Origin of the sequence: Micropruina glycogenica (genome assembly GCF_900289045.1) — a bacterium.
In the GTDB taxonomy this organism is placed as follows: domain Bacteria; phylum Actinomycetota; class Actinomycetes; order Propionibacteriales; family Propionibacteriaceae; genus Micropruina; species Micropruina glycogenica.
Genome location: NZ_LT985188.1, coordinates 3,203,091 through 3,224,819, shown reverse-complemented (window position 1 = coordinate 3,224,819; position 21,729 = coordinate 3,203,091). Strand labels below are relative to the sequence as shown.

Genomic DNA, 21,729 nt, shown 5'->3' with positions numbered 1-21,729 from the left:
GACCCGCTATGCCTGAGGGCGACACCGTCTGGCGCACAGCCCAGCGCCTCAACCAGGTCTTCGCCGGGCACATTCTCACCCGCTGCGACTTGCGCTGGCCCGAGCTGTCCACCCTCGACTTCACCGGCCACACCACCACCGAGGTGATCAGCCGCGGCAAACACCTGCTGCATCGCCTCGATTCCGGCTGGACGATTCACAGCCACCTGCGCATGGAGGGCCAGTGGCGCATCGAACCGCCCGGCACCCGCGCCAACGGCCAGACCCGAGCCCTGCTCGCCACCAACCAATGGACGGCCCTCGGCCAGCGCCTGGGCATGCTCGACGTCGTACGCGCCGCCGACGAATACACCCTGGTGGGCCACCTCGGCCCCGACGTGCTCGGGCCGGACTGGAACCCCGCCGTGGCCGCCACCAACCTGGGCAACGCCGGCGACACCATCGGTGCCGCCCTGCTCGACCAGACCAACCTGGCCGGAGTCGGCACCCTCTATGCGTCGGACTCGTTGTTCATGCAGCGCATTCACCCGCTGACACCCGCCGCACACCTGACCGCCGACCAGCGCACCGCCCTGGTCGAGCGCGCCCACAAGTTGCTCGATCACAACCGCCACCACGCGCTGCAGTCGACAACCGGCAACCGACGCCGCGGTGAAACCACCTGGGTGTTCGCACGCCCGAACCAGCCGTGCCGCCGGTGCGGCACAACGGTCCAAACGGCGACGGTCGGGCCGCCCACCCGGCAGCGGGGCCTGTGCTACTGCCCCCGCTGCCAGGGTGGACCGACCTAGGCTCGACAAGCTCGACCAACGGGCTACGAGATCTTGAACGACACCGACGCCGCACCTTCGGTGACGCCCTTGCCGGTGAACACCGACCGCGCCGTGTAGGCGCTGCTGCCTTTGCGCGAGTAGCTGAGCTTCTGCGTCACCTGATCGTTCTGCACCTGGGTGGCTAGATAGTCCATCAGTTCGTCGAAGCTCGACACCTCGGGCGACTCGTACTCGTCGCACTCGTCGGTTTCGATGTCGCACACCGATTCGTCGGCCAGCGCCGAGTACCCCAGCGAACCCTTCTTCGTCGCCTTGCTCGACAGCTTCACGGTGCGGGTGGCGCCGTATACGGTCTCGCCGCTCTTCTTGCCGTTCACGCTCAACCGGTACACCGGCCGCACCGAGTAGCTGCTGCCGTGCTTGAGCGTTTTGCCGCTCAGCGTCAGCCAGTTGCTGCCCTTCTTGTACTGCACACCGGTGGGCTGGTAGATCAACGCGTCGGCGCTCACCAGCGTGAGATTCATGCTGATGCCGGTGATCGCGACGTCGGTGAAATCGTTGGTCAGCAGGTCGTAGACGTCTTGCCCAACCGCGTCGGCCGGATAGGCCGCCACCAGGTCGGTCGACGCGTAGCTCTGATGCTTCTTCAACGTGCCGGTGAGGCCCGATTCGGTGCGGTACGAGATGTTCCAGGCGAACCGCAGCGTGCCGTTGTAGTAGTTGTCGAGGTCTTCGATCACCGCGTTGCCAACCACGTTGGCCGCCACGCTGGGGCCGGCGTCGGGCAGCACCACGGTCGAGCTGCGCCGGTCGACCTGCACGCCCTCCGCGTTGCGCACGCTCAGCGTGACCGGGTACCCGGTGGTGGCCCCGATCGACCCCTTGATGCCGACCAGGCGGTCCTGGGTGATCATGCCCTGCGGGTCGCCGATCATCGAGGTCTGCTTGTACGAGCCGATGATGCCCGTGGCGTCGGGCACGATCAGCGCCGCGCTCGCGTTGGCCAGGCCGAGGGTGGTCTTGCCGGCGAAGTCCATCGGGTGCCCGAACGCCCAGACGTCGGTGCCGCACATCGCGGTCACCGTGCCCACGGCGCCGATCATTCCGTCACCGGTGCTGTACACCGCGGCGATGTTGCCGCCCACCACGAGCGGCTGGTTCGCGGGCCCACCGGCCGCCTCGACGCCCACCGCGTTGAACGACTTGCTGCGCAGTCGCGCGGCCGCCTCGCTGCTGCCCTTGGGCATGCGTGACAGCAGCGCGTTGGTGAGCTTGGTGCCCTGCGTCGAGGTGACCGCCACGTTGGCCAGCGACACCTGGTGCATCGCGGTGCCGCCGTTCAGGGCGGCACTCTGCGCCGCGGTCGTGCGACCCTCGGCCCGGTTCAGGTTCTGCTTGTCGACCCGGACGGTCACGGGTGCGTCCGCGAGCGTCGAACCGATGGTCTTCATGTACTCGGCCGGGGTGACGCCGGCCACGGGCAGGTTGTCGTAGTTCAGGCTGTACGAAACCGCGCCGATCAGGGCACCGTCGCTGGAGTACACCGGTGAGCCCGACATGCCCGCCCAGATGCCGGCCGGCTTCAGCCCTCCCGTGCCGTCGATCACCGGGCTGCTGAGCTGAAACAGCAGCATGTCTTTGCCTTTGCCCAAGCCGTCGGCCACATAGCCGATGTAGCTGCCGGTGAATCCGGTGGGCGTGGTGCCGTTGACCACGCTCGTGCCGGTGACGGGGGTGCCGGCGGGGTACGCCTCGACGTCGGCCACGGCCGCCATCGGAGTGCTGCCGTCGGCGCAGAACGCCGTGGTGGCCGCCCGGGCGGGCGTGGTGGCCGCAGCCAGGCCGGTGGCGGTCAATGCCGCTACCGCAAGGGTCGATACGCCTGCGCGCAGGCATGATCGAACGGTGGGTTGACGCATGGGGTACATCGCTCTCTACTCGTCGGCCGAAGCCGCGACGGGCCGGGGTCGGGGGTGCGATTATCGAAAGCGCTTCCCGGTCGTCATTCTCCTGCACCTAATGTGCCCCCAGCCGGCTCACAGACAACGCCGCGCCACAATCTTCAGCAACTCTTCAGAAACCGACGCCCGTTAGGCTGCCCGTCATGACCGACGCCTGGCGCTGGGCGCAGCGCAACCCGAGCGCCGTGCTGCTGTACGTGCAACTGGGCGGCCTTCTGCTCTACCCGTTTCTCGAGGGGCCCAGCGACAAGCTCGGCACCCTGGTGCTGTCGCTGTTCGGCCTGGTGGTGCTCGGCCTGGCGGTCGCCGCCGTGCGGGCCACGCCGTCGCTCACCTGGGTGGCAGTGCTGATCGGCGTGCCCGCCGTGGCGCTCACCTTCGTGGACGTGTTCAGCAACAACGCCCAGCCGTGGCATTCGATCAGCGACCTGTTTCACGCCGCCTTCTACGCCTACACGCTGGTCGCGCTACTGCGCTACATGTTCGCCGACGAGCACGTGACCACCGACGAGCTGTACGCGATCGGCGCCACGTTCACCATCGGCATCTGGCTGTTCGCCTACATCTACTCGATCTGCCAGACCCTGGTGCCCGACTCGTTCGCCGCCTACGGCGTGGACGGAGGCCAGCGCACCTGGTTCGAGCTGCTGTTCCTGTCGTGCACCACCATGACCTCGACCGGCTTGTCGGACGTGATTCCGGTGAAGCCGCACGCCCGCTCGCTGGTGATGATCCAGCAGATCGCGGGCATGCTCTACCTGGCCATGGTGGTGGCCCGCATCGTCGGGCTCACCTTCAAGCGAGGTCGGGTCGCACGCTAGAGCTTGTCGCCGAAGCTGTAGGTGACCCGCGGGGTGGCCATCAGCTCGGCCACCGCCTCGCGCCAGGTCAGGTAGTGCGGCGTGGTCTTGTGCGCTTGCGTGGCCGCCTCGTCGACGTACTCCTCGTACAGAATGAAGCGGGTCGGGTCGTCCACCTGCTGCAGCAGGTCGAAGCGGGTGACGCCCGGCTCGTTGCGGCTCGCCTCGGCGTTGGCCAGCGACGCCGCGCGAAACGCTTCGATGCCGTTGTCGGTGACGTGCACGTTGCAGACCGTGGTGATCATCGGGTCGCCTCGACGAACCGCTCCAGCAGGTGCGGCCATTCGTTGAACTTGCCCCTGGCCTCGGCGTTCAGCTCGTTCCAGCCGTCATGCTCGAAGGTCATGCGGGTGCCTTCGTCCGACGGCACGAAGGTGGCCCGCACCACCGACGGCACGGTGCGGTCTTGCGCCAGAGTGAAGCTGAAGGCGACCTTGGCGGGCGGATCCCACGCGATCACCTCGCCCCAGTCGTGCTCGGAGCCGTCGCTATGCCGTTCGGTGATCTGGCCGCGCATGCGCGGGTCGATGGTCACCGACGTCAGGGTCTCGGGGTTGCCGCTGTACTGGGGATCCCACCACTCGCCGATGCGGCTGGTGAAGACCTCGAAGGCGTGGTCGGGGGTGCAGGTCAGGGTGAGCTCATGCACGATCGGGCTGGTGTCCATGAGCCGATCCTTCCACGATGCGGCCCAGAATGGAGGGGTGTCGACCGGTCCCTCTTTCTGGCGCGGCACCGAATCGGGGGCCGAGATCGCCGTGGCCGGCTCGGTGGTGGTCAAGCGGCACCGGCCCGGCACCCCGCTGACCGAACGGCTGGCCCTGGCCGCCGACCACCCCGCGTTCGTGCCGCCGCTGCGGTCGACGCCGCTCACCGATGCCGACGGACGCCCCGTCACCCTCTGGCCGCGGGTGCCCGTGCTCGACCCGAACGACGCCGAGCACCCCTGGGTCGAGGCCGCGAGGCTGCTGGCCCGGCTGCACCTGAGCCCGGCACCGGCGGGACTGCCCCGGCATGGATGGGCGCAGCGGCTGGCCCGGGTGCGCAACCGGGCGCCCGCCGAGTTGGTTCCGCTCGCCGACCGGCTGCTGGCCCAGTTGGCTGCGCGGGCCGAGCCCGCCCGGCTGGTGCACGGCGACTGGCACCTCGGCCAACTCGGCCACTGGACGGACGGCTGGCGGCTGATCGACATCGACGACGTCGGCCTGGGCGACCCCGCCTGGGACCTGGCTCGTCCGGCGGGGTTCTGGGCGGCCGGACTGCTGCCCGACGACGACTGGGACGCCTTTCTCGACGCCTACCGGGCGGCCGGCGGCCCGGCGGTGCCGCGGCACGGCGACCCGTGGCCGGTGCTCGACCTGCCGGCCCGCTGCGCCGTGCTGGTCGCCGCGGTGCACAGCGGGGGCACAGCCGACGCACTGGTCGAGGCTTGCCGCCGGATGGCACAGTGAAAACATGACCAGCCAACCGAACGACCCGCTGCCCCGCTACGAGCCGTACCAGGCCGGGGGCGCGGCACCAGCCGGCTACACCTGCCCCAAGTGCGGCGGCAGCATGCGCACGGTTGACCGCAACGGCATTCACATCGAGCAGTGCTTGAACTGCCGCGGGGTGTTTCTCGACTTCGGCGAACTCGAGAACATCACCCGGCTGGAGGCCCGCTTCGTGGCCTCGCCGCCCCCTCAGCCGGGGTACGGTTACGGGCCCGACTGGGGTCATCGCGGCGGCAAGCACTACCGGCGAGGCGGCCTGGGCGGGCTGTTTTTCAGCAGTTGAGGCATTACCGCGGCTGCTGAGGTATCATCGCCGCACCCAGCGGCACCTGTGGGTTGTTCAATCGCCCAGCAGGAGGCCCAGATGTCCCGCGTTCGTCGTGCCCTGATCGTCGCAACCGCCATCGGTCTCGCGGTGCCCATGCTTCACCTGACGGCTCCCACCAGCGTCGCCGCCACCGGCTGCAATCCTGACAACGCGGTCGCCGGCGACCTGAACTCCGACGGCGTCGCCGACGTCGTGGTCGGCGTGCCCGACTACGACGGCGAGCGCGGCGCCGTCGACATCGCCTTCAGCGACGGCACCCGCAGCTTTCGCACAGCCGCCAGCCTGGGCCTCACCTCGAACCCCGGCGACCGGTTCGGCGAATCGGTGGCCACCGCAGACGTCGACAACGACGGCTGCGACGATCTGGCCGTGGGCGCGCCCGGCTACGACTCGAGCAAGGGTCGGGTGAGCCTGCTGTTCGGCCGCACCGACCACACGCTCGCCATGGGCAGCACTCTCACCGGAACCGCCGCCCACGGCAGCTTCGGCGCCCAGGTGCTGCTGCTGACCACCGAGAAGCTGACCGCCACCGGTTACGTGCGCACCGGGCAGCAGCTCGTCGCGTCGGCGCCCACCGCCGACGACGGCAGCGCCTGGGAAGCGGGCCAGGTGGTCGTGCAGCCGCTCACCAGCAGCGGCGCCCTCGGCAGCGGCAAGGTGACCATCACGCAGAACTCGCCGGGCGTACCCGGCAGCTCAGAGAACGGCGACCGGTTCGGCACCGCGCTGGCCGGCCAGGGCCGGGCCATCGTGATCGGTACGCCCAACGAGGCCGTCGGCACCCGCAGCAACGCCGGCTCTGTGACGATGCTGTCGGCCACGGACGCCGCACCCACCACGTTCGCCGGCGTCGGCGTCACCCAGAACTCGGCAGGAGTGCCCGGCACGGCCGAGAGCGGTGACCGGTTCGGCGAGGCGGTCGCCTACCGCGACCACTATGTGCTCGTCGGTGTGCCGGGCGAAACCATCGGCTCGGCCACGTACACCGGCCAGGTGCACGTGCTCAACTTCAACCCGGCCACCCGCACGGTGAAGTCGCTGCGCGCCGTCAACCAGAACACCGCCGGCATTCCGGGTGCCAACGAGACCGGCGACTGCTTCGGCTCGTCCGTCGCCCTGGGCGTCAACACCGTCGACCAGTTGAGCGCCGTCGTCGGTGCACCAGGCGAGGCCATCGGCAGCGTGCTCGGCGCCGGCGCGGTGACCATGTTCCGGGCCAACAAGGCCGGCGGCTTCGCCTGGTCGGTACGGCAGGGCGACGGCTACATCGCGGGCACCCCCGAGGCGGCCGACCACTTCGGCGCCACCGTCTCGGTGCTGGGCGGCGACCTGGCCGACGGCGAGTCGATGGTCGACGGCGTGGTGATCGGAGCCCCCGGCGAAGACATCGGCACCATCAACGACGCCGGTTCGGTCACCTGGACCCGCAGCACCGACGTCTGGAACTCGCTGCTGCTCGAAGACACCGGTGCGGTCGACCCGCCCGCCGACACCCACTTCGGCGCGACGCTCGCCACACCCTGACCCACCCACCCCTGTGGGAGACATCGTGCGGTGCGGCAACCATGCCGCACCGCACGTCTCCGTCGGCGCTTCGCCGCCGTGTTACCGTCGGGCCCATGAGGGCACGGCTGGCGGCAACCGCGTTGACGCTGATCGCGCTCGCGGGCTGCTCGGGTTCACCCAGCAGCGAGCAGAGCACCCCGGCCCCCCAGCCGAGCGCCACCGGCCTCGCGCAGCAGCCCTCGGTCAAGGGCACGGTGGCCACGAACAAGAAGACCCCGTTGTCGCTGCGTGAGCAGCCCACCACGTCCAGCGCCCGGCTGATCCGCATTCCGCACAAGACCGTCATCACCATGGCCTGCAAAACCATCGGCGACACCGTCAGCAACGGCGTCAAGGCCTCGAACGTGTGGAACAAGGTCACCTACAAGAAGAAGACCGGGTACGTGGCGTCCGTCTTCGTCGACGGAGGCGACTCGGCGGCTCTGAGCATCTGCCAAGAGAAGACGAGCCAGCCGTCCACAACGGCCACGACCCGGCCGCCCAACGTCGAGCAGGCCATCGTCAAGGCCGCCCGCAGCCAGCGCGGCATCGCCGAGAAGAAGAACAACTGCAACCCCTACGGCGGCTGCATGCCGTGGTCGTCGCTGTTCGCCACCTGGGCCTGGAACAAGGCCGGCAACGTGGTGCCCAAGTTCTCGTTCTCGGGCGACCTGTACGCCTGGGGCGCCATGCACAACCGGGCGCACCTGGGCACCGACGGCGTCGGGCCGGGCGACCTGGTGCTGTTCGGCACCGCGCCCGACACGCCCAAGACGTCCACCGGGGTCGCCATCGTCACCGAGGTGCTGGCCGACGGCAGGCTCAAGGTGATCGGCGGCGACTACAAGGGCACCGTGGCTGAGCGAACCGTCGCCCTCAAAGGCATCTATGGGTGGGTCGACGCTTAGCCCTTAGACTCTCCCCCGAGTCGAGGAGGAGTGGATGCGGTTCGAGTTCGTGCCGGGCGGCAAGTCCACCATCGGCGTGGAGTGGGAACTCGCTCTGGTCGATGCAGACACCCTTGAACTCGCGCCGCGCGCGCAACGTGTGCTCGACGGCGTGGACGACCCCAAGGCCGGCCCGATTCGCCGCGAGTACCTGACCGGCATGATCGAGCTGGTCACCGGCGTGCACCATCGCGTCGACGAGGCCGTGGACGAACTGCGCGGCCACCTGCGGCACGTGCAGAACCTGGCCGGCGACGACACCCGGCTGTTGGGCGCAGGCGCGCACCCGATCTCGAAGGCCGCCGAGCAGCAGCACTTCGGTTTCTGGCGCTACAACGTGGTGGCCGACCGCAACGGCTACTGGGGCCGGCAGATGGCGATCTTCGGCACCCACATTCACGTCGGCATCGACCACCGCGACAAGGCGCTGCCGATCACTTACGGCCTGGCCCGGTTCTCGCCGTACTTCATCGCGCTCACCGGGTCGTCGCCGTTCTGGGAGGGCGTCGACTCGGGCTACGCGTCACAGCGCACCATGATCTTTCAACAACTGCCCACCAACGGCCTGCCCTACCCGATGGACGGCTGGGACGAGTTCGAGCACTACGCCACCGAACTCGAAGAGGCCGGCATGATCACCGCACCCAACGAGATTCGGTGGGACGTGCGGCCGTCCACGTTCGGCACGATCGAGAACCGGGTGCTCGACTCGGTGCCCACGTTCGCCGAACTGGGTGCGATGACTGCGCTCACCCAATGCCTGGCCGAGTACATGTCGCGCGAGTTGGACGACGGCCGCGCGATCGCCCGGCTGCCGATGTGGTTCATGAAAGAGAACAAGTGGCGGGCCGCCCGCTACGGCCTCGACACCGACGTGGTCACGCCCCGGGTCGGGCAGAAGCTGCGGCCCATGCGCGAGGGCATTCTCGACTGGCTCAACCGGCTCGAGCCGATCGCCGCCGAACTGCACTGCGCCGACGAGCTGGCCTTCATCAACGACCTGCTCGAGCATGGCCCGAGCTACCTGCGGCAGCGCGCCGCGGGCGGCCCCGAGCAGGCGCTGCGTCAGTTGGTGGACTCCACCGGCGCCGACCGTCCGACCTGGGGCTAACCTTCTCGCCGTGAAACCGTTCGTGCTGCTGGCCACCCGCGACCACGACAAGGCTGCTCGTGACGAGTACGAGTCGGTGCGGCTGCACGCCGGCCTGGCGCCCGACGAACTGGTGCACCTGCGCGTCGAGGCGGGGCCGCTGCCGCGGCTGCATCTCGAGGACTACTCGGGCGTGCTGCTGGGCGGCAGCCCGTTCAACATCTCAGACGCGGTGAAGAGCGACCTGCAACTGCGCATCGAGAGCGACATTCGCAACGTGGTCGACCACATCGTCGCGGCCGACTTTCCGTTTCTGGGCATGTGTTACGGCATCGGCACCGTGACGGTGCACCTGGGCGGCACGGTCGACCGCACCTACGGCGAAGGCCTGGGCGCGATCGAGGTGCGGCTCACCGAGGCGGCCGCCGGCGACCCGATTCTGAACGGCATTCCGCAGTCGTTCTACGCGTTCGTCGGCCACAAGGAGGCCTGCAACGGAGTGCCGCCGGGCGCGGTGCTGTTGGGCGCGGGTCAGGCCTGTCCGGTGCAGATGTACCGGTACGGCAGCAACGTGTACGTCACCCAGTTTCACCCCGAGCTCGACATCGAGTCGCTGGCGCAACGCATGCAGATTTACCGCAACGCCGGCTATTTTCACCCCGACGACTACGACATTCTGATCGAGATGGCCCGCAACTCGGGCGTGCGCGAGTACCCGCACCTGCTGCTGCGCAACTTCGTTACCCGGTACGCGACCGACTGAAGCAGCACGTCGTCACACGCGGTGTGTCTGGTAGGCCCACATCGCGATCTCGACCCGGTTGCGCACGCCCAGCTTGGCCATCAGTGCGGCCACGTGGGTTTTGACGGTGGTCAGGCTGATGAACAACTCCTGGGCGATCTCGGCGTTGGTGCCGCCCTTCGCCACCAGCACCAACACTTCTTCTTCGCGCGGGGTCAGCCGGTCGACGGGTTGGCTGACTGGTCCTGGCGCACGGTCGACGAGGGTCGCCAACAGCCGTGGGGTGACGCTGGGGGCGATCAGCGCCTCACCGTCGGCGGCGGCCTGAATGGCCTGAATCAGCAGCGCTGGGCCCGCATCCTTGAGCAGGAATCCGCGCGCCCCGGCGCGCACTGCCCCGAGCACGTAGTCGTCGGAGTCGAAGGTGGTGATCACCACGACCGCAACCGGGTCGGCGACGCCGGGCCCGGCCAGCCGCCGGGTCACCTCGACGCCGTCGAGCCCCGGCATGCGAATGTCTATCAGCAGCACGTCGGGGCGAAGCCTGGTGACCAGCTCGATGGCGGCCAGCCCGTCGGCTGCCTCACCGACGACCTCGAAATCGGGGTGCGCGTTCACGATCATCACCAGCCCGGTGCGCACCAGATCCTGGTCGTCGACCACAACCACCCGAATGCTCACGTGAGCCCCCGCGCCGGCAGGACGGCCTCGACCACCCAGCCGCGGTCGGCACCGGGTCCGGCCCGCAACGACCCGCCCAGCATGAGTGCCCGTTCCGTCATGCCAGGCAGCCCGAAACCGTGCTCTACGCCCGCCCGTGACGCGGGCAGCCCGTCATCGACGACCCGCACCCGCACCACGTCGCCCTCGGCCCGCACCTCGATCACGACCCGGGTCGCGTTGCGTGCGTGGCGCAGAGCATTCGTCAGTGCCTCTTGCGCGATCCGGTAGACGGCGGCGTCCACGGCGGGCGGCAACCCGGCAAGGCTTCCCGTCAGCGACACTTCCACCGCCGGCGTGCTGTCTGAGCGAACCAGGCCAGTCAGCGCGGTGACGCCCAACCGCGGCGCGTAGGCGTCCGCCTGATCATCGCGCAGCACCCGCACCATGGCACGCATCTCTGCCAGGGTCAGCGACGCCTCGGACTCGATCGCCGCGAAGATTCCGGACGCCTGATCGGGTTGGGTGCCCACCACCACACCGCCGGCCTGCGCCTGCACAGCGATGGCCGACACGTGGTGGGCAACGGTGTCGTGCAGCTCGCGAGCGAGCGCCAACCGCTCGTGATTGCGGACGGCCCGCTGCTGGCGATCCCACAGCGCAGCTCGGTAACGAAACACCGCCGCGAAGGCAACGAACAGCAGCAGCAACAGCACGCTGCCGATCACCTCGGCCGGGCCCGCCGAGGTGACAGACAGGCCGAATCCGGCGCTGATGGCCACACAGACCAGGCCCAGCACGATCTCTCGGCCCGAACCCCAGCGCACCAACGAGTACAGCAGGATCAGCACGGCCATCATCGAGTACAGGCCGATCTCGTCTGTCGCCGTCGCCCAGGCCAGGGCAGACAACAGCCCCGCGACAGCAAAGCCGATCACACACATCAACAGTGGACGGTTCCGGCGCCAGACCAGGGCTGGCATCAGCGCCACAGCCAGCCCGGTGACGAACGGTTGCCCCACCAGGCCGGGCCGGGCGATGCCTTCGATCAGTGCGGCGATTGCCAACACACCCACCAGCAGCCAATCCAGGCGACCGATGGGCGGCGGGTCTGCCGGCCGGGGCTCGCCCCAGATCGAGTGCCACACAGCAGTCACCGGTTCAGCGTAGAGCCACCGGTATCGCGTCCCGCCCGGCCGCGTCCGTCGATGCCGGCGAGGTGCGGGGCCACGTCCAGGCAGAGCGCAGAATGAACGCGAGCACGAGCAGTTCGACGGCGAGCCCGAGCCCGTAGTAGAACAGCCACTCCCCGCCGGCCAGGTTGAACGCCATGTACGGAATCAGCAGGGTGGCCACCACGAGGTTCGTGACGCGGTTGGCTCGGGCGGGCAGTGTCGCAGAGAGCAGGATCATCAGGGTCGGGAGCACCGTGGCCGCCAGAGCACTGGCAGCGAAGGTCTCGGTGATCTCGAAAGTGAAGACCTTGCCGTTGAGGATGTCGTCGACCATGCCCGGCTTGTACAGCCCGAGCAGGTCGACGTAGACGTACAGGAACATGAAGCTCGTCCAGGCTGCTGCGAGTTTCGACTGGATGGGAACTTCGCGGCTCTGAAACGGGTTGTCGGTCTTGGTTGCCATGTGCAATCGCCTTCGTTGAGTTGGATCGGTTGCACCAGGATGGCTGGCTGCGGCCCCTGAACCATCCCCCATGCGGCCCGACTCGACTCGTCCGAAAGAACGACCTCGGCGGCCTTCCTGCCGGCCGTCCCGACTGAGAGATGGCGGGCCAAGGCCCCCAATCCGAGTCCGACATCTCGGTGAGCGCCGGTACTTGTTGGGGCGAGGTCGTCCGTCACATGACGACCGATTTCGCGACTCGCACGCCTGCTGAGGCCGACTGGCCCCAGAATCGGTCGTCATTTCACGAGCGAACGTTCGGACGACCGCCGCTGGTCGAGCATGTCGAGACCTCTGTCGTCGCGGTGGAACCCAGCGCACTCGCCACCCCGGCGGAAGCCGGGATCTCACCACCGCGCACCTCAAGACGGAGATCCCGACTCGTCGGGATGACGGTCACCAGCAGGACGCCCAGCCGCCAGAGCGTCACCACCAAGAGGGGTTCGACCAGCTCAGCCAACGGAATCGTTCAAGGCACGACGAGGTCGTCGTACTCGGGGTGCCGCTTCAAGAACGTGACCACGAACGGGCAGGTGGCCCGCACCTTCCACGTGCCGGCGGCCCGCACCTGGTCGAGCGCACCCTTCACCAACGTGGTGCCGAGCCCTCGTCCGTTGTAGGCAGGCGACACCTCGGTGTGGTCGAAGTCGGCCACGCCGTTGCTCAGGTCGTAGTGCGCGACGCCGGCCAGTGCGCCGTCGACATGAATCTCGAAACGTGACTTTCGCGCGTTGTGCTCGACGGTTTCACCCACAGGGTGAGTATACGAATCGGGCCGTGGTGGGGTTGAGTAGGGCAATGATCCGATTTCAGGACGTGTGCAAGTCGTACCCCGACGGCACCGAGGCCGTGCGCGACTTCACTCTCGAGGCGCCCACGGGCAAGACCACCGTGCTGGTCGGATCGTCCGGCTGCGGCAAAACCACCCTGCTGCGCATGGTGAACCGCATGGTCGACCCGACCAGCGGTGCGGTGTGGATCGACGACGAGAACGTGGCGGACGTTCCACCGGTGCCGTTGCGCCGGCGGATCGGGTACGTGATGCAGAACGCGGGCCTGCTGCCGCACCGCAAGGTGATCGACAACATCGCCACCGTGCCGCTGCTGAACGGCGTGCCGAAGGCGCAGGCGCACGCCCGGGCGGCCGAACTGATGGAGCTGGTCGGGCTCGAGGCCCGCCAGGCCAACCGCTACCCCGACCAGCTCTCGGGCGGCCAGCAGCAGCGGGTCGGCGTGGCCCGCGGGCTCGCCGCCGACCCCAACATTCTGCTGATGGACGAACCGTTCGGCGCCGTCGACCCGTTGGTGCGGGCCGACCTGCAGGCCGAACTGCTGCGCATTCAGCGCGAACTCGAGAAGACGATCGTGTTCGTCACCCACGACATCGCCGAGGCGTTGGCCCTCGGCGACCAGATCGTCATTCTGGCCAAGGGTGCCCGCATCGCGCAGGCCGGTACTCCGCAGCAGGTGGTGGCCGAGCCGGCGGACGACTTCGTGGCCGACTTCCTGGGTCTCGGCCGCGGCACCCTCGACCTGCACCTGCGCGAGACCCCGACCGGCACTCTCGTGGTGGACGGCCACGGACGTCCGGCCGGCCGGCTGGTGGAGCCCGGCTGATGACCTGGGTGCTCAACAACCTCGAGCTGATCGGGTCGCGCACGCTGTCGCACCTGCTGCTCGCGATTCCGGCGATCGTCGCCTCGTTCGTGCTGGCGCTGCCGCTGGGCTGGGTGGCCAACCGGTACCGCTGGTCGCGGGCCACCCTGCTGACCGCCGCCGGCCTGCTGTACGCGATTCCGTCGCTGCCGCTGTTCGTGGTGTTGCCCTCGGTACTCGGCTTCGGGGTGCGCGACCGCATCAACGTGATCGTGGCGCTCACCCTGTACGGCCTGGCGCTGATGGTGCGCTCGGCCGCCGACGCCCTGGCGTCGGTCGGCATGCCGGTGGTGCTGTCGTCCACAGCTCTGGGCTACTCGGCCGCCGGACGGTTCTTCGCCGTCGAGCTGCCACTGGCCGGCCCGGTGCTGCTGGCCGGGCTGCGGGTGGTGTCGGTGAGCACGATCAGCCTGGTGACGGTGAGTTCGCTGCTGGGCGTCGACAACCTGGGCCTGCTGTTCGTGGACGGCTTTCAACGCGGCATCATCGCCGAGGTGCTCACCGGCATCATGGCCACCGTCGCTTTGGCGCTGATCGTGGACGGTCTGCTGGTGCTGGCCGGCCGAGCGCTGATGCCCTGGACGAAGGCGCGCCGATGAACTACTTCAGCCAAGCCATCGCCTGGATCGCCGACCCCGCCAACGCGAGTGGGCCGAACGGGGTATGGGCCCGGTCGTGGGAGCACCTGTGGTACACGATTCTGGCGGTCGTGCTGGCGTCTGTGATCGCCATTCCGCTGGGCTACCTGGTGGGCCACACCGGACGCGGACGGGGCCTGGTGGTGGCGTCGTCCGGCGCAGCCAGGGCGCTGCCCACGCTGGGCGTGGTCACCCTGGTGGGCCTGGTGCTGGGCGTCGGCCTGATCGCGCCCATGGTGGCGCTGGTGCTGCTGGCCGTGCCTTCGGTGCTGGCCGGGGCCTACGCCGGCATCGAGGCGATCGACCCCCGCACTGTGGACGCCGCCCGCGCGATGGGCATGTCGGAATGGCAGATTCTCACCCGGGTCGAGATGCCGCTGGGCTTGCCCCTGCTGATCGGCGGACTACGCTCGGCCACCCTGCAGGTGGTCGCCACCGCCACTCTGGCCGCCTATGTGGGGGCAGGCGGCTTGGGACGCTTCCTGTTTCTCGGCCTGAAGACGCAGGATTACCCACAGATGCTGGCCGCCGCCCTGCTGGTGGTGGTACTGGCACTGATTCTGGAAGGAGTGTTCGAGATCTCAGAACGCGTGACGGCGCGCCGTCTGCACACCCACTGATCGACGAAACCCCCACCGAGAGGACCCCTCTGACCATGAAGACCCGTTTCGCTGCCCTCGTGGCGGCCGGCGTGCTGGCGTTGAGCGCCTGCTCGTCCTCGAATCCGTTGGGCTCGGCGAGCCCGGCGGCGTCCGGCTCGTCCAGTGCGGCCGGCAGCACCACGCTGGTGGTCGGCTCGCAGCAGTACTACAGCAACGAGATCATCGCCGAGCTGTACGCGCAGGCGCTGGAGCACGGCGGCTACACGATCACCCGGCAGTACCAGATCGGGCAGCGCGAGGTGTACCTGCCCGAGTTGCAGGGCGGCAAGATCGACGTGTTTCCCGAGTACTCCGGCAACCTGCTGCAGTACCTCGACAAGAACGCCACCGCCAAGACCGGCGACGAGGTGATGGCGGCCCTGCCCGCTGCCCTGGGCAGCGGCCTGCGACCGTTGACCGCGTCGCCGGCCACCGACCAGGACAGCTACAACGTCACCAAGGCCAACGCCGACAAGTACGGCCTGGCCAGCATCGCCGACCTGTCGAAGGTGGGTGACTCGCTCAAGGTGTGCGCCAACTCCGAGCTCGCCAAGCGCCCCTACGGACCCCCCGGGCTCAAGAACGACTACGGGCTGAACCTCGAGGTGATTCCGGTTGAGGACTCGGGCGGCCCGCTGACGGTCAAGGCGCTCAAGGACGGCAAGTGCGACACCGCCGACATCTACTCGGCCGACCCGTCCATCGCCGCCAACGAACTGGTGACGCTGACCGACCCGAAGGCGCTGATTCTGCCGCAGAACGTGGTGCCGGTGGTGAGCGCGAAGGTCGACGAGAAGGCCGCCGCGGTGATCGACAAGGTGAGTGCTGCATTGACCACCGACGAGTTGGTGGGGCTGAACGCATTGAGCGTGAACAAGCAGCAGAGCTCGAGCGAGATCGCCAAGACCTGGCTGACCGGCAAGGGGCTGCTCGGCTGACCCGCCGTCCCGGCTTACGCCGGGATCTCCCAACCGCTCCACGTTCGGGCTTGTCGAGACCCAGTGGTCTCAACAAACTCGACCGTCGACGGGCTCAACCGACGACGAGCTCGCAGAACGACTCGTAGTGGTCGGCGGTGTAGAACCACACCGCCGGCTCTGCGCCCAGCTTGGCCTGGCCCCCGGTGATCAGTCGCCGGGGGCCGGGAAAGCGTTCGCCCGGCGCCTCGACGGTGTATTCGCGGTAGTAGCCGCTCGGTTTGCGGGGCAGCAGCCGCTCGTAGTTGCCGAACGTGCCCCCGTCGTCGCGCGGGCGCAGGTAGGGGCCGTTGTTGCGCACCGCGGCGACGGTGTCGTCGACCTCGGCCGGCACATGGGTGCACACTGGCAGCCCCGAACTCGAGGTGGGCGCGGTGCGGCTCGGGGTGGCGATGACGGGCTTGGTCTCGGCCGTGGTCGGACTACCCGGACGACCACCCGACGCCCAGACGATCAGCCCGGCGAGCACGACCAGCACCAGGCCGACCACCAGCAGAGTGCGTTGCCGGGTCGGACTCATGACGCGTAGCCCTCGATCAAGACCAGGGTCTCGAACAGCCGGTCGTCCGGGTCGTCGCCCTCGCCCTGCCACAGCCGGTCGGACGCGTTCGCCAGCACCTCGACGAGGCGAAACCAGCCCCTCTCGTCGTCGAGCATCAGCTGCTCGGGGTGGCTCCAGGCCAGCACCAGGCGGGGTGCGTCCGGCCAGTAGCGGGCCAGATCGCCCAGGCTGTCGGCGAGGGCGTCCAGGTTGCGGCCCGCACTGGCGGGCAAACGCAGCGCCGTGGCCAGGGCGGCCTGCGCGGCGCGAAAGCGGCTCACCCCCTGGGTGTCGAGCGCCACCACCGTGTAGCCGGCGTCCTGGCACCCCGCGAGCAACTCGGGGCGTCGGCTCGCATCGGCGAAGAGCATGCGCTGGCCGTCCAGCCCCAACTCGTCGGCCAGACAGGTCCAGGCTGCGGTCACTGGTCGAGAATGCGGTCGAGCGGCACCCGGCGATCGGGCGCGGGCTCGTCGGTGCCCTTGCGCACCACCAGCACGTCGCAGGGGGCGTGCTCGACGACCTGGTTCGACACCGAACCCATCAGCAGACCCTTGAACCCGCCCATGCCTCGCGTGCCCACCACGAGCAGCCGTGCGTTCACCGCTGCCTTGAGCAACTCTCGTCCGGCCGGGCCGTGGGGCGTTTCGAGAATGACCTTCACGTCGGGAAACTCGGCCGCGATCGGGTCGACCTCTTTGGCCAGCCGTTCGCGCACCACGGCCTCGAAGTCGTCGGCGGGGGGCACGTAACCGGGCGACCAGGTGGACGGGCGCGGCGCGGTGCTGATCGACCAGGCGCGAATCACCCGCACCTCGGCCTTGAGCTTGTCGGCGAGCCAGAGTGCCTTGCGCAACGCCAGCCGGGCGAAGTCAGAACCGTCGTTGCCGACCACGATGGGCAGTTGAGTGGCGTCCATGCACCGACTCTAGTGCGTGGGACGCACCCGAGGGCTTGGCCGCGTGTGATGAGCTAACAGCATGAGCGACACCCCCGTCATCGACGTTCGCGACTTTCGCATGAGGTTCGGCGAGCAGGTCGTGATCGACGACCTGAGCTTCGAGGTACGCCCCGGCGAAACATTCGGGCTGTTGGGCTCGAACGGCTCGGGCAAGACCACCACCATTCGCGCCCTGCTGGGCATCTACACCCCCACCGCCGGCACGCTGCTGGTCGAGGGCCGACGGTTCGACCCTGCCCAGGGATCGCGATTGGGGTACCTGCCCGAAGAGCGCGGGCTGTACCGCAAAGAGTCGGTGCTGGACGTGATGACCTACTTCGGCCAACTCAAGGGCCAGACCCGAGACGCGGCGTCCGGCTGGTCTCGGGAATACCTGGGCCGGGTCGGCCTGGCCGATCACGCCAAGGTGCGGGTCGACAAGCTGTCGGGCGGGCAGCAGCAGAAGGTGCAGTTGGGCGTCACGATCATGAACTCGCCCAGCATTCTGATTCTCGACGAGCCCACCAAGGGCTTCGACCCGGTGAACCGCCGGCTGTTGATGGACCTGGTCGACGAGCAGCGCCAGCAGGGTTCGACGGTGGTGATGGTCACCCACCAGATGGACGAGGTCGAGCGGCTCTGCGACCGCATTCTGCTGCTCAAGGACGGCCGCGCCGAGGCCTACGGCACGGTCGCCGAGGTGCAGGACGCGTTCGGCGGACGGCGCCTGCGGCTCACCTTCAGCGGCACCCTGCCCCAGTCGCCGAACTACCGGGTCGAGGTGAGCGAACGCAACTACGCCGAACTCGATCTGCCCGACGGCGTCGAGCCCAACCTGGTGATTCGCGAACTGCTCGACGCGGGCGTGCAGTTGCGCGGCTTCGAGTCGGCGCGGGTGTCTCTCGAAGAGATCTTTCTCAAGGTGTACGGCGAGCAAGAGGCGGCGGCATGAAGCGGCACAATCTGGGCACCGTGATCCGGTTCGAGTTCACCCGCACCGTGCTGAAGCCGAAGTTCTGGCTGATCTCACTGTCGGTGCCGCTGCTGATCGCCGTCGTGGTCGGGCTCGTCACGATCAGCAGCCAGGCCACCGCCAACCGCGCCGACAGCCAAGACAAGCAGACGGTCAGCTTCACCTACACCGACGCGTCCGGGCTGGTCGACGCGGCGGTGGCCGCAGCGGCCGGGGGAAGCCCGGTGACCGACGCCCCCGCGGCGCGAGCAGCCGTGGTGGCCGGCACCTCGCAATGCCACGTCGACTACCCCGAAGACCCGCTGAGCCAGCCGATCGCGGTGCAGGGTCAAGACCTCGGGTTGTTCGACTCGGGCCGCTACAGCGCGGTGGCGTCGTCGGTGTTCAGCCAATCGGTGGCAGCCCGCATCGGCGACCCCAAGCTGGCCGCTCTGGCGGTGAACGAGCCGGACGTCGAACTCGTCACCTACGCCGCAGGCACCCGCACCGCGGGGTTCGCCGGGGTGATCGTTCCCGGGCTGTTTCTGGTGCTGTTCTACATGGCGGTGCTGATGTTGGGTAACCAGATGCTCAACGTGACGCTCGAAGAGAAAGAGAACCGGGTCACCGAGATGATTCTCACCACGATGAACCCCACCACGATGATCGTCGGCAAGGTGATCGCCTTGGTGCTGATCGGCATCGTGCAAGGTCTGGTGGTGGCGATTCCGGCCGGCTTCGCGTTCAATCTGCTCACCAACGCAATCGGAGCCGTCCCGCCGACCGACGGCGCCGCGTCGCTGTTGGGCGTGCCGCTCGACCTGTGGCCCGCGCTGATCGGCTTCGCGTTGTTTCTGTTCAGCTTTCTGATGTTCACCGGGCTGCTGGTGGCCATCGGTGCGGTCATGCCGTCGGCAAAAGAGGCCGGCAACGCGTTCGGCGTGGTGGTGATGGCGATGTTCATTCCGCTGTACGCCGCCTCCCTGCTGGTCAGCGACCCGCACGGGGTGGTGTCGCAGGTGTTCACGTTCTTTCCGCTCACCGCTCCCGTGTCGGCGCTGCTGCGCAACGCCACCGGCGGGCTCTACTGGTGGGAAGCCGCGATCGCGCTGGTCATGCTGGCCGGCTTCGGCTGGCTGTTCCTGATGCTCGGGGTGCGGCTCTTTCGCACCGGGTCGATCAGCTACAGCAGCCGGGTGAAGATCGGTCGGGCGCTGGGGTGGGGCGGGCAACAGTGAGGTCGGACGAGCGCCGGTGGCGCCACGTTTTCGCCTCCGGTAGGCTTGGAGGCCTGCTCTTTATCGCGTTGTTCGCCACTAGAGCCGAAAGAATGAGCGTTGCGTAGCTTCGACACCGGAGGATTGCCATGACCGACCGCAAGGGCGTCAGCCCGGCCCAGCAGGCCGCGATCGCCCAGACCGAAACGTGGGGGGCGCACAACTACCTGCCGTTGCCCGTGGTGATCGACTCCGGCGAGGGCGCCTGGCTCACCGACATCGACGGCAACCGCTACCTCGACTTTCTGTCGGCCTACTCGGCGGTGAACTTCGGCCACGGAAACCCGGTGCTCACCCAGGCCGCGATCGACCAGCTCGCGAAGGTGACCATCACCTCGCGGGCGGTGTTCTCGGCGCCCTACGGCCCTTTCGTCAAGGCGCTGGCCGAGCTGTGCGGCAAAGACATGGTGCTGCCGATGAACACCGGCGTCGAGGCCGTCGAGTCGGGCATCAAACTGGCCCGCAAGTGGGGGTATGAGACCAAGGGCGTCGAAGAGCGGCACGCCAACATCATCGTGATGGCCAACAACTTTCACGGCCGCACCACCACGGTGATCTCGTTCAGCAATGACGAGACCGCGCGGCGCAACTTCGGCCCCTTCACCCCGGGCTTTCGCACCGTGCCGTACGGCGACGTCACCGCGATCGCAGACGAGATCGACGACAACACCGTGGCCGTGCTGGTCGAGCCGATTCAGGGCGAGGCCGGTGTGGTGGTGCCGCCGAAGAGCTTCTTGCCGGCCCTGCGCGAGCTGTGCACCGAGCGCAACGTGCTGATGATCGCCGACGAGATTCAGTCGGGCCTGGGCCGCACGGGTAAGACCTTCGCCTGCGAGCACAGCGGCGTGGTGCCCGACCTGTACCTGCTGGGCAAGGCGCTGGGCGGCGGCATTTTGCCCGTCTCGGCCGTGGTGGGCAACCGCGACATTCTGGGCCTGTTGCACCCGGGCCAGCACGGCTCCACCTTCGGCGGCAACCCGCTGGCGTCCGCCGTCGGCCTGGCCGCGGTCGAACTGTTGAAGACCGGCGAGTTGCAGCAGCGGTCGTCCGAGTTGGGCGAACACCTGCACAAGCGGCTGCGCACGCTGATCGGCAACGGTGTGGACGCCGTCCGGGGCAAGGGGCTGTGGGCCGGCGTCGACATCGACCCGTACCTCGGCACCGCCCGCAGCATCTGCTACAAGCTGCTCAGCCGCGGCGTGATCGCCAAGGACACCCACGAGAAGACCATTCGGCTCGCCCCGCCGCTGGTGATCACCGAAGCAGAGCTCGACCAGGCCATCGACGCCCTGGTGGACGCCCTGGCCGAAGCCCGCGCCGAGAAGGGCTGATCGCGTCACGTCGACGTAGCGTGCGGTGCCATCGATGCCGGCATCGGTGACCGGTGCCGCGAACCGTCACAGCTGACGTGAAATACCCCGGCACCAGTGACCCAAGCCGGCATCAGTCACCGGTGCCGGCATCGAATCAGCGCCGGCGCGTCAGCCAGATCACCAGCGCTGCCGCGCCCAGTAACAGCGCCACGCCGCCCCACAGCAACGGTTCGGTGCTGGTGGGCTGGGTAGTCGGTGCCGGTGTCGTCCGCCCCGCCGGCGTCGTCACGGTCGCTGCTGACGGCACCGCTACCGGCGTGTGCCCCTCGCCCAGCTCAGCGCGGTTCAACCGAACCGGGGCCGAGCAGAGGGTGGCGTTCAGCGCATCGTTGTCGCCGTGCGCGAAGACCGTGACGTGACCCTTGAGTTCAACGCCGCAACTGGCCTCGGACGCCGCCGAGCGCACCACCACGGTGGCCGGCAGGCTGCCCTTGTAGATCCTCGTCACCGCCACCGTGTATGCGATCGGTTCGTCCGACGAACCGGTGGACGGCTGGGTCGACGACACCACGTCGCCCTCGAACACCGCGGACGCCGTGCGCAACGCTTCGGCGGTGTCGACCTCGGCGCACGAGCACGCGCAGGCCACCTGGGCCGGCACCGCGGCCCCCACACCCAGCGCCACAAGCACAGACATGAGCAGCCGCAAGGACATGGA

The 21,729-nt window shown here is 68.5% G+C and carries 26 protein-coding genes; 15 read left to right on the top strand and 11 right to left on the bottom strand.

Translation table 11 applies throughout. The annotated features are described in order from the left end of the window. The first annotated feature begins 8 nt into the window (after positions 1–8). The gene (locus MPLG2_RS15180; protein ID WP_105186868.1) at positions 9–791 is read left to right on the top strand and encodes an Fpg/Nei family DNA glycosylase; all 783 of its coding nucleotides are present in this window, start codon (positions 9–11) and stop codon (positions 789–791) included. Positions 792–814: 23 nt separating this feature from the next. On the opposite strand, the gene MPLG2_RS15175 is transcribed toward MPLG2_RS15180, so the two are convergent. Continuing rightward, positions 815–2,692 carry a hypothetical protein gene (locus MPLG2_RS15175; protein WP_158681258.1) on the bottom strand — a complete coding sequence of 626 codons (1,878 nt, stop codon included), beginning with the start codon at positions 2,690–2,692 and terminating at the stop codon, positions 815–817. Positions 2,693–2,877: 185 nt separating this feature from the next. Here MPLG2_RS15175 and MPLG2_RS15170 point away from each other — a divergent pair, with 185 nt between their 5' ends. After that, positions 2,878–3,555, top strand: coding sequence for an ion channel (locus tag MPLG2_RS15170; RefSeq protein ID WP_105186866.1), 678 nt, complete (start codon positions 2,878–2,880; stop codon positions 3,553–3,555). On the opposite strand, the gene MPLG2_RS15165 is transcribed toward MPLG2_RS15170, so the two are convergent. Together MPLG2_RS15165 and MPLG2_RS15160 are read right to left on the bottom strand one after the other, a co-directional pair. Next, entirely contained in the window at positions 3,552–3,839 is a 288-nt protein-coding gene (locus tag MPLG2_RS15165; protein WP_105186865.1) for a putative quinol monooxygenase, read from the bottom strand. The genes MPLG2_RS15170 and MPLG2_RS15165 overlap by 4 nt on opposite strands. Beyond that, positions 3,836–4,261: an SRPBCC domain-containing protein gene (locus MPLG2_RS15160; protein WP_105186864.1), complete on the bottom strand. Its 426-nt coding sequence runs from the start codon at positions 4,259–4,261 to the stop codon at positions 3,836–3,838. Before MPLG2_RS15160 ends, MPLG2_RS15165 begins: the two co-directional genes overlap by 4 nt. A gap of 37 nt (positions 4,262–4,298) precedes the next feature. Here MPLG2_RS15160 and MPLG2_RS15155 point away from each other — a divergent pair, with 37 nt between their 5' ends. The 6 genes from MPLG2_RS15155 to MPLG2_RS15130 all read left to right on the top strand — a co-directional run bounded on the left by MPLG2_RS15155 (position 4,299) and on the right by MPLG2_RS15130 (position 9,760). Next, positions 4,299–5,045 carry a phosphotransferase enzyme family protein gene (locus MPLG2_RS15155; protein WP_105186863.1) on the top strand — a complete coding sequence of 249 codons (747 nt, stop codon included), beginning with the start codon at positions 4,299–4,301 and terminating at the stop codon, positions 5,043–5,045. 4 nt (positions 5,046–5,049) lie between these two features. Further along, on the top strand, positions 5,050–5,370 hold the full coding sequence (locus MPLG2_RS15150) for a TFIIB-type zinc ribbon-containing protein (RefSeq protein WP_105186862.1): 321 nt from the start codon (positions 5,050–5,052) through the stop codon (positions 5,368–5,370). Positions 5,371–5,451: 81 nt separating this feature from the next. Next, positions 5,452–6,939 (top strand): FG-GAP repeat protein, encoded by a 1,488-nt coding sequence (locus MPLG2_RS15145; protein ID WP_105186861.1) that lies wholly within the window; start codon positions 5,452–5,454, stop codon positions 6,937–6,939. A 95-nt stretch (positions 6,940–7,034) separates the two neighbouring features. Continuing rightward, positions 7,035–7,868 carry an SH3 domain-containing protein gene (locus tag MPLG2_RS15140; protein WP_105186860.1) on the top strand — a complete coding sequence of 278 codons (834 nt, stop codon included), beginning with the start codon at positions 7,035–7,037 and terminating at the stop codon, positions 7,866–7,868. A gap of 34 nt (positions 7,869–7,902) precedes the next feature. Continuing rightward, the gene (locus tag MPLG2_RS15135) at positions 7,903–9,018 is read left to right on the top strand and encodes a carboxylate-amine ligase (protein WP_105186859.1); all 1,116 of its coding nucleotides are present in this window, start codon (positions 7,903–7,905) and stop codon (positions 9,016–9,018) included. Between the two features lie 10 nt (positions 9,019–9,028). Further along, positions 9,029–9,760, top strand: a complete 732-nt coding sequence (locus tag MPLG2_RS15130; RefSeq protein WP_105186858.1) for a glutamine amidotransferase — start codon at positions 9,029–9,031, stop codon at positions 9,758–9,760. A gap of 12 nt (positions 9,761–9,772) precedes the next feature. Here the strand turns inward: MPLG2_RS15130 and MPLG2_RS15125 are convergent, their stop codons facing one another. The 4 genes from MPLG2_RS15125 to MPLG2_RS15105 form a co-directional block, all read right to left on the bottom strand. Next, positions 9,773–10,420 carry a response regulator gene (locus MPLG2_RS15125; protein WP_105186857.1) on the bottom strand — a complete coding sequence of 216 codons (648 nt, stop codon included), beginning with the start codon at positions 10,418–10,420 and terminating at the stop codon, positions 9,773–9,775. Further along, the gene (locus MPLG2_RS15120) at positions 10,417–11,556 is read right to left on the bottom strand and encodes a sensor histidine kinase (protein WP_105186856.1); all 1,140 of its coding nucleotides are present in this window, start codon (positions 11,554–11,556) and stop codon (positions 10,417–10,419) included. Before MPLG2_RS15120 ends, MPLG2_RS15125 begins: the two co-directional genes overlap by 4 nt. A 4-nt stretch (positions 11,557–11,560) precedes the next feature. Further along, a complete protein-coding gene (locus tag MPLG2_RS15115; RefSeq protein ID WP_105186855.1) occupies positions 11,561–12,037 on the bottom strand; it encodes a DUF6326 family protein in 477 nt (158 codons plus the stop codon). A 508-nt stretch (positions 12,038–12,545) separates the two neighbouring features. After that, positions 12,546–12,830: a GNAT family N-acetyltransferase gene (locus tag MPLG2_RS15105; RefSeq protein ID WP_105186853.1), complete on the bottom strand. Its 285-nt coding sequence runs from the start codon at positions 12,828–12,830 to the stop codon at positions 12,546–12,548. Between the two features lie 44 nt (positions 12,831–12,874). Between MPLG2_RS15105 and MPLG2_RS15100 the strand changes: the two genes are divergently transcribed. The 4 genes from MPLG2_RS15100 to MPLG2_RS15085 are packed head-to-tail and all read left to right on the top strand — an operon-like array spanning position 12,875 to position 15,949. Then, positions 12,875–13,693 (top strand): ABC transporter ATP-binding protein, encoded by an 819-nt coding sequence (locus MPLG2_RS15100; RefSeq protein WP_105186852.1) that lies wholly within the window; start codon positions 12,875–12,877, stop codon positions 13,691–13,693. After that, positions 13,693–14,331 carry an ABC transporter permease gene (locus tag MPLG2_RS15095; protein ID WP_105186851.1) on the top strand — a complete coding sequence of 213 codons (639 nt, stop codon included), beginning with the start codon at positions 13,693–13,695 and terminating at the stop codon, positions 14,329–14,331. The genes MPLG2_RS15100 and MPLG2_RS15095 overlap by 1 nt, the downstream gene beginning before the upstream one ends. Then, on the top strand, positions 14,328–14,990 hold the full coding sequence (locus MPLG2_RS15090) for an ABC transporter permease (protein WP_105186850.1): 663 nt from the start codon (positions 14,328–14,330) through the stop codon (positions 14,988–14,990). The genes MPLG2_RS15095 and MPLG2_RS15090 overlap by 4 nt, the downstream gene beginning before the upstream one ends. A gap of 35 nt (positions 14,991–15,025) precedes the next feature. Beyond that, positions 15,026–15,949 (top strand): ABC transporter substrate-binding protein, encoded by a 924-nt coding sequence (locus tag MPLG2_RS15085; RefSeq protein WP_105186849.1) that lies wholly within the window; start codon positions 15,026–15,028, stop codon positions 15,947–15,949. A 94-nt stretch (positions 15,950–16,043) separates the two neighbouring features. Here MPLG2_RS15085 and MPLG2_RS15080 read toward each other — a convergent pair whose 3' ends face one another. Genes MPLG2_RS15080 through MPLG2_RS15070 form a run of 3 tightly spaced genes read right to left on the bottom strand, consistent with a single transcriptional unit; the run spans position 16,044 to position 17,448 of the window. Next, on the bottom strand, positions 16,044–16,508 hold the full coding sequence (locus MPLG2_RS15080) for a ribonuclease domain-containing protein (protein ID WP_105186848.1): 465 nt from the start codon (positions 16,506–16,508) through the stop codon (positions 16,044–16,046). After that, positions 16,505–16,954 (bottom strand): barstar family protein, encoded by a 450-nt coding sequence (locus tag MPLG2_RS15075; protein WP_105186847.1) that lies wholly within the window; start codon positions 16,952–16,954, stop codon positions 16,505–16,507. Before MPLG2_RS15075 ends, MPLG2_RS15080 begins: the two co-directional genes overlap by 4 nt. Further along, entirely contained in the window at positions 16,951–17,448 is a 498-nt protein-coding gene (locus tag MPLG2_RS15070) for a universal stress protein (RefSeq protein WP_105186846.1), read from the bottom strand. Before MPLG2_RS15070 ends, MPLG2_RS15075 begins: the two co-directional genes overlap by 4 nt. A gap of 61 nt (positions 17,449–17,509) precedes the next feature. Between MPLG2_RS15070 and MPLG2_RS15065 the strand changes: the two genes are divergently transcribed. The 3 genes from MPLG2_RS15065 (at position 17,510) to rocD (ending at position 21,029) form a co-directional block, all read left to right on the top strand. Then, positions 17,510–18,421, top strand: coding sequence for an ABC transporter ATP-binding protein (locus MPLG2_RS15065; RefSeq protein ID WP_105186845.1), 912 nt, complete (start codon positions 17,510–17,512; stop codon positions 18,419–18,421). Beyond that, entirely contained in the window at positions 18,418–19,659 is a 1,242-nt protein-coding gene (locus MPLG2_RS15060; RefSeq protein ID WP_105186844.1) for an ABC transporter permease, read from the top strand. The genes MPLG2_RS15065 and MPLG2_RS15060 overlap by 4 nt, the downstream gene beginning before the upstream one ends. A gap of 128 nt (positions 19,660–19,787) precedes the next feature. Then, positions 19,788–21,029, top strand: a complete 1,242-nt coding sequence (gene rocD / locus MPLG2_RS15055; protein ID WP_105186843.1) for an ornithine--oxo-acid transaminase — start codon at positions 19,788–19,790, stop codon at positions 21,027–21,029. 136 nt (positions 21,030–21,165) lie between these two features. Here the strand turns inward: rocD and MPLG2_RS15050 are convergent, their stop codons facing one another. Then, positions 21,166–21,708 (bottom strand): hypothetical protein, encoded by a 543-nt coding sequence (locus tag MPLG2_RS15050; protein ID WP_158681257.1) that lies wholly within the window; start codon positions 21,706–21,708, stop codon positions 21,166–21,168. Between the last annotated feature and the right edge of the window lie 21 nt (positions 21,709–21,729).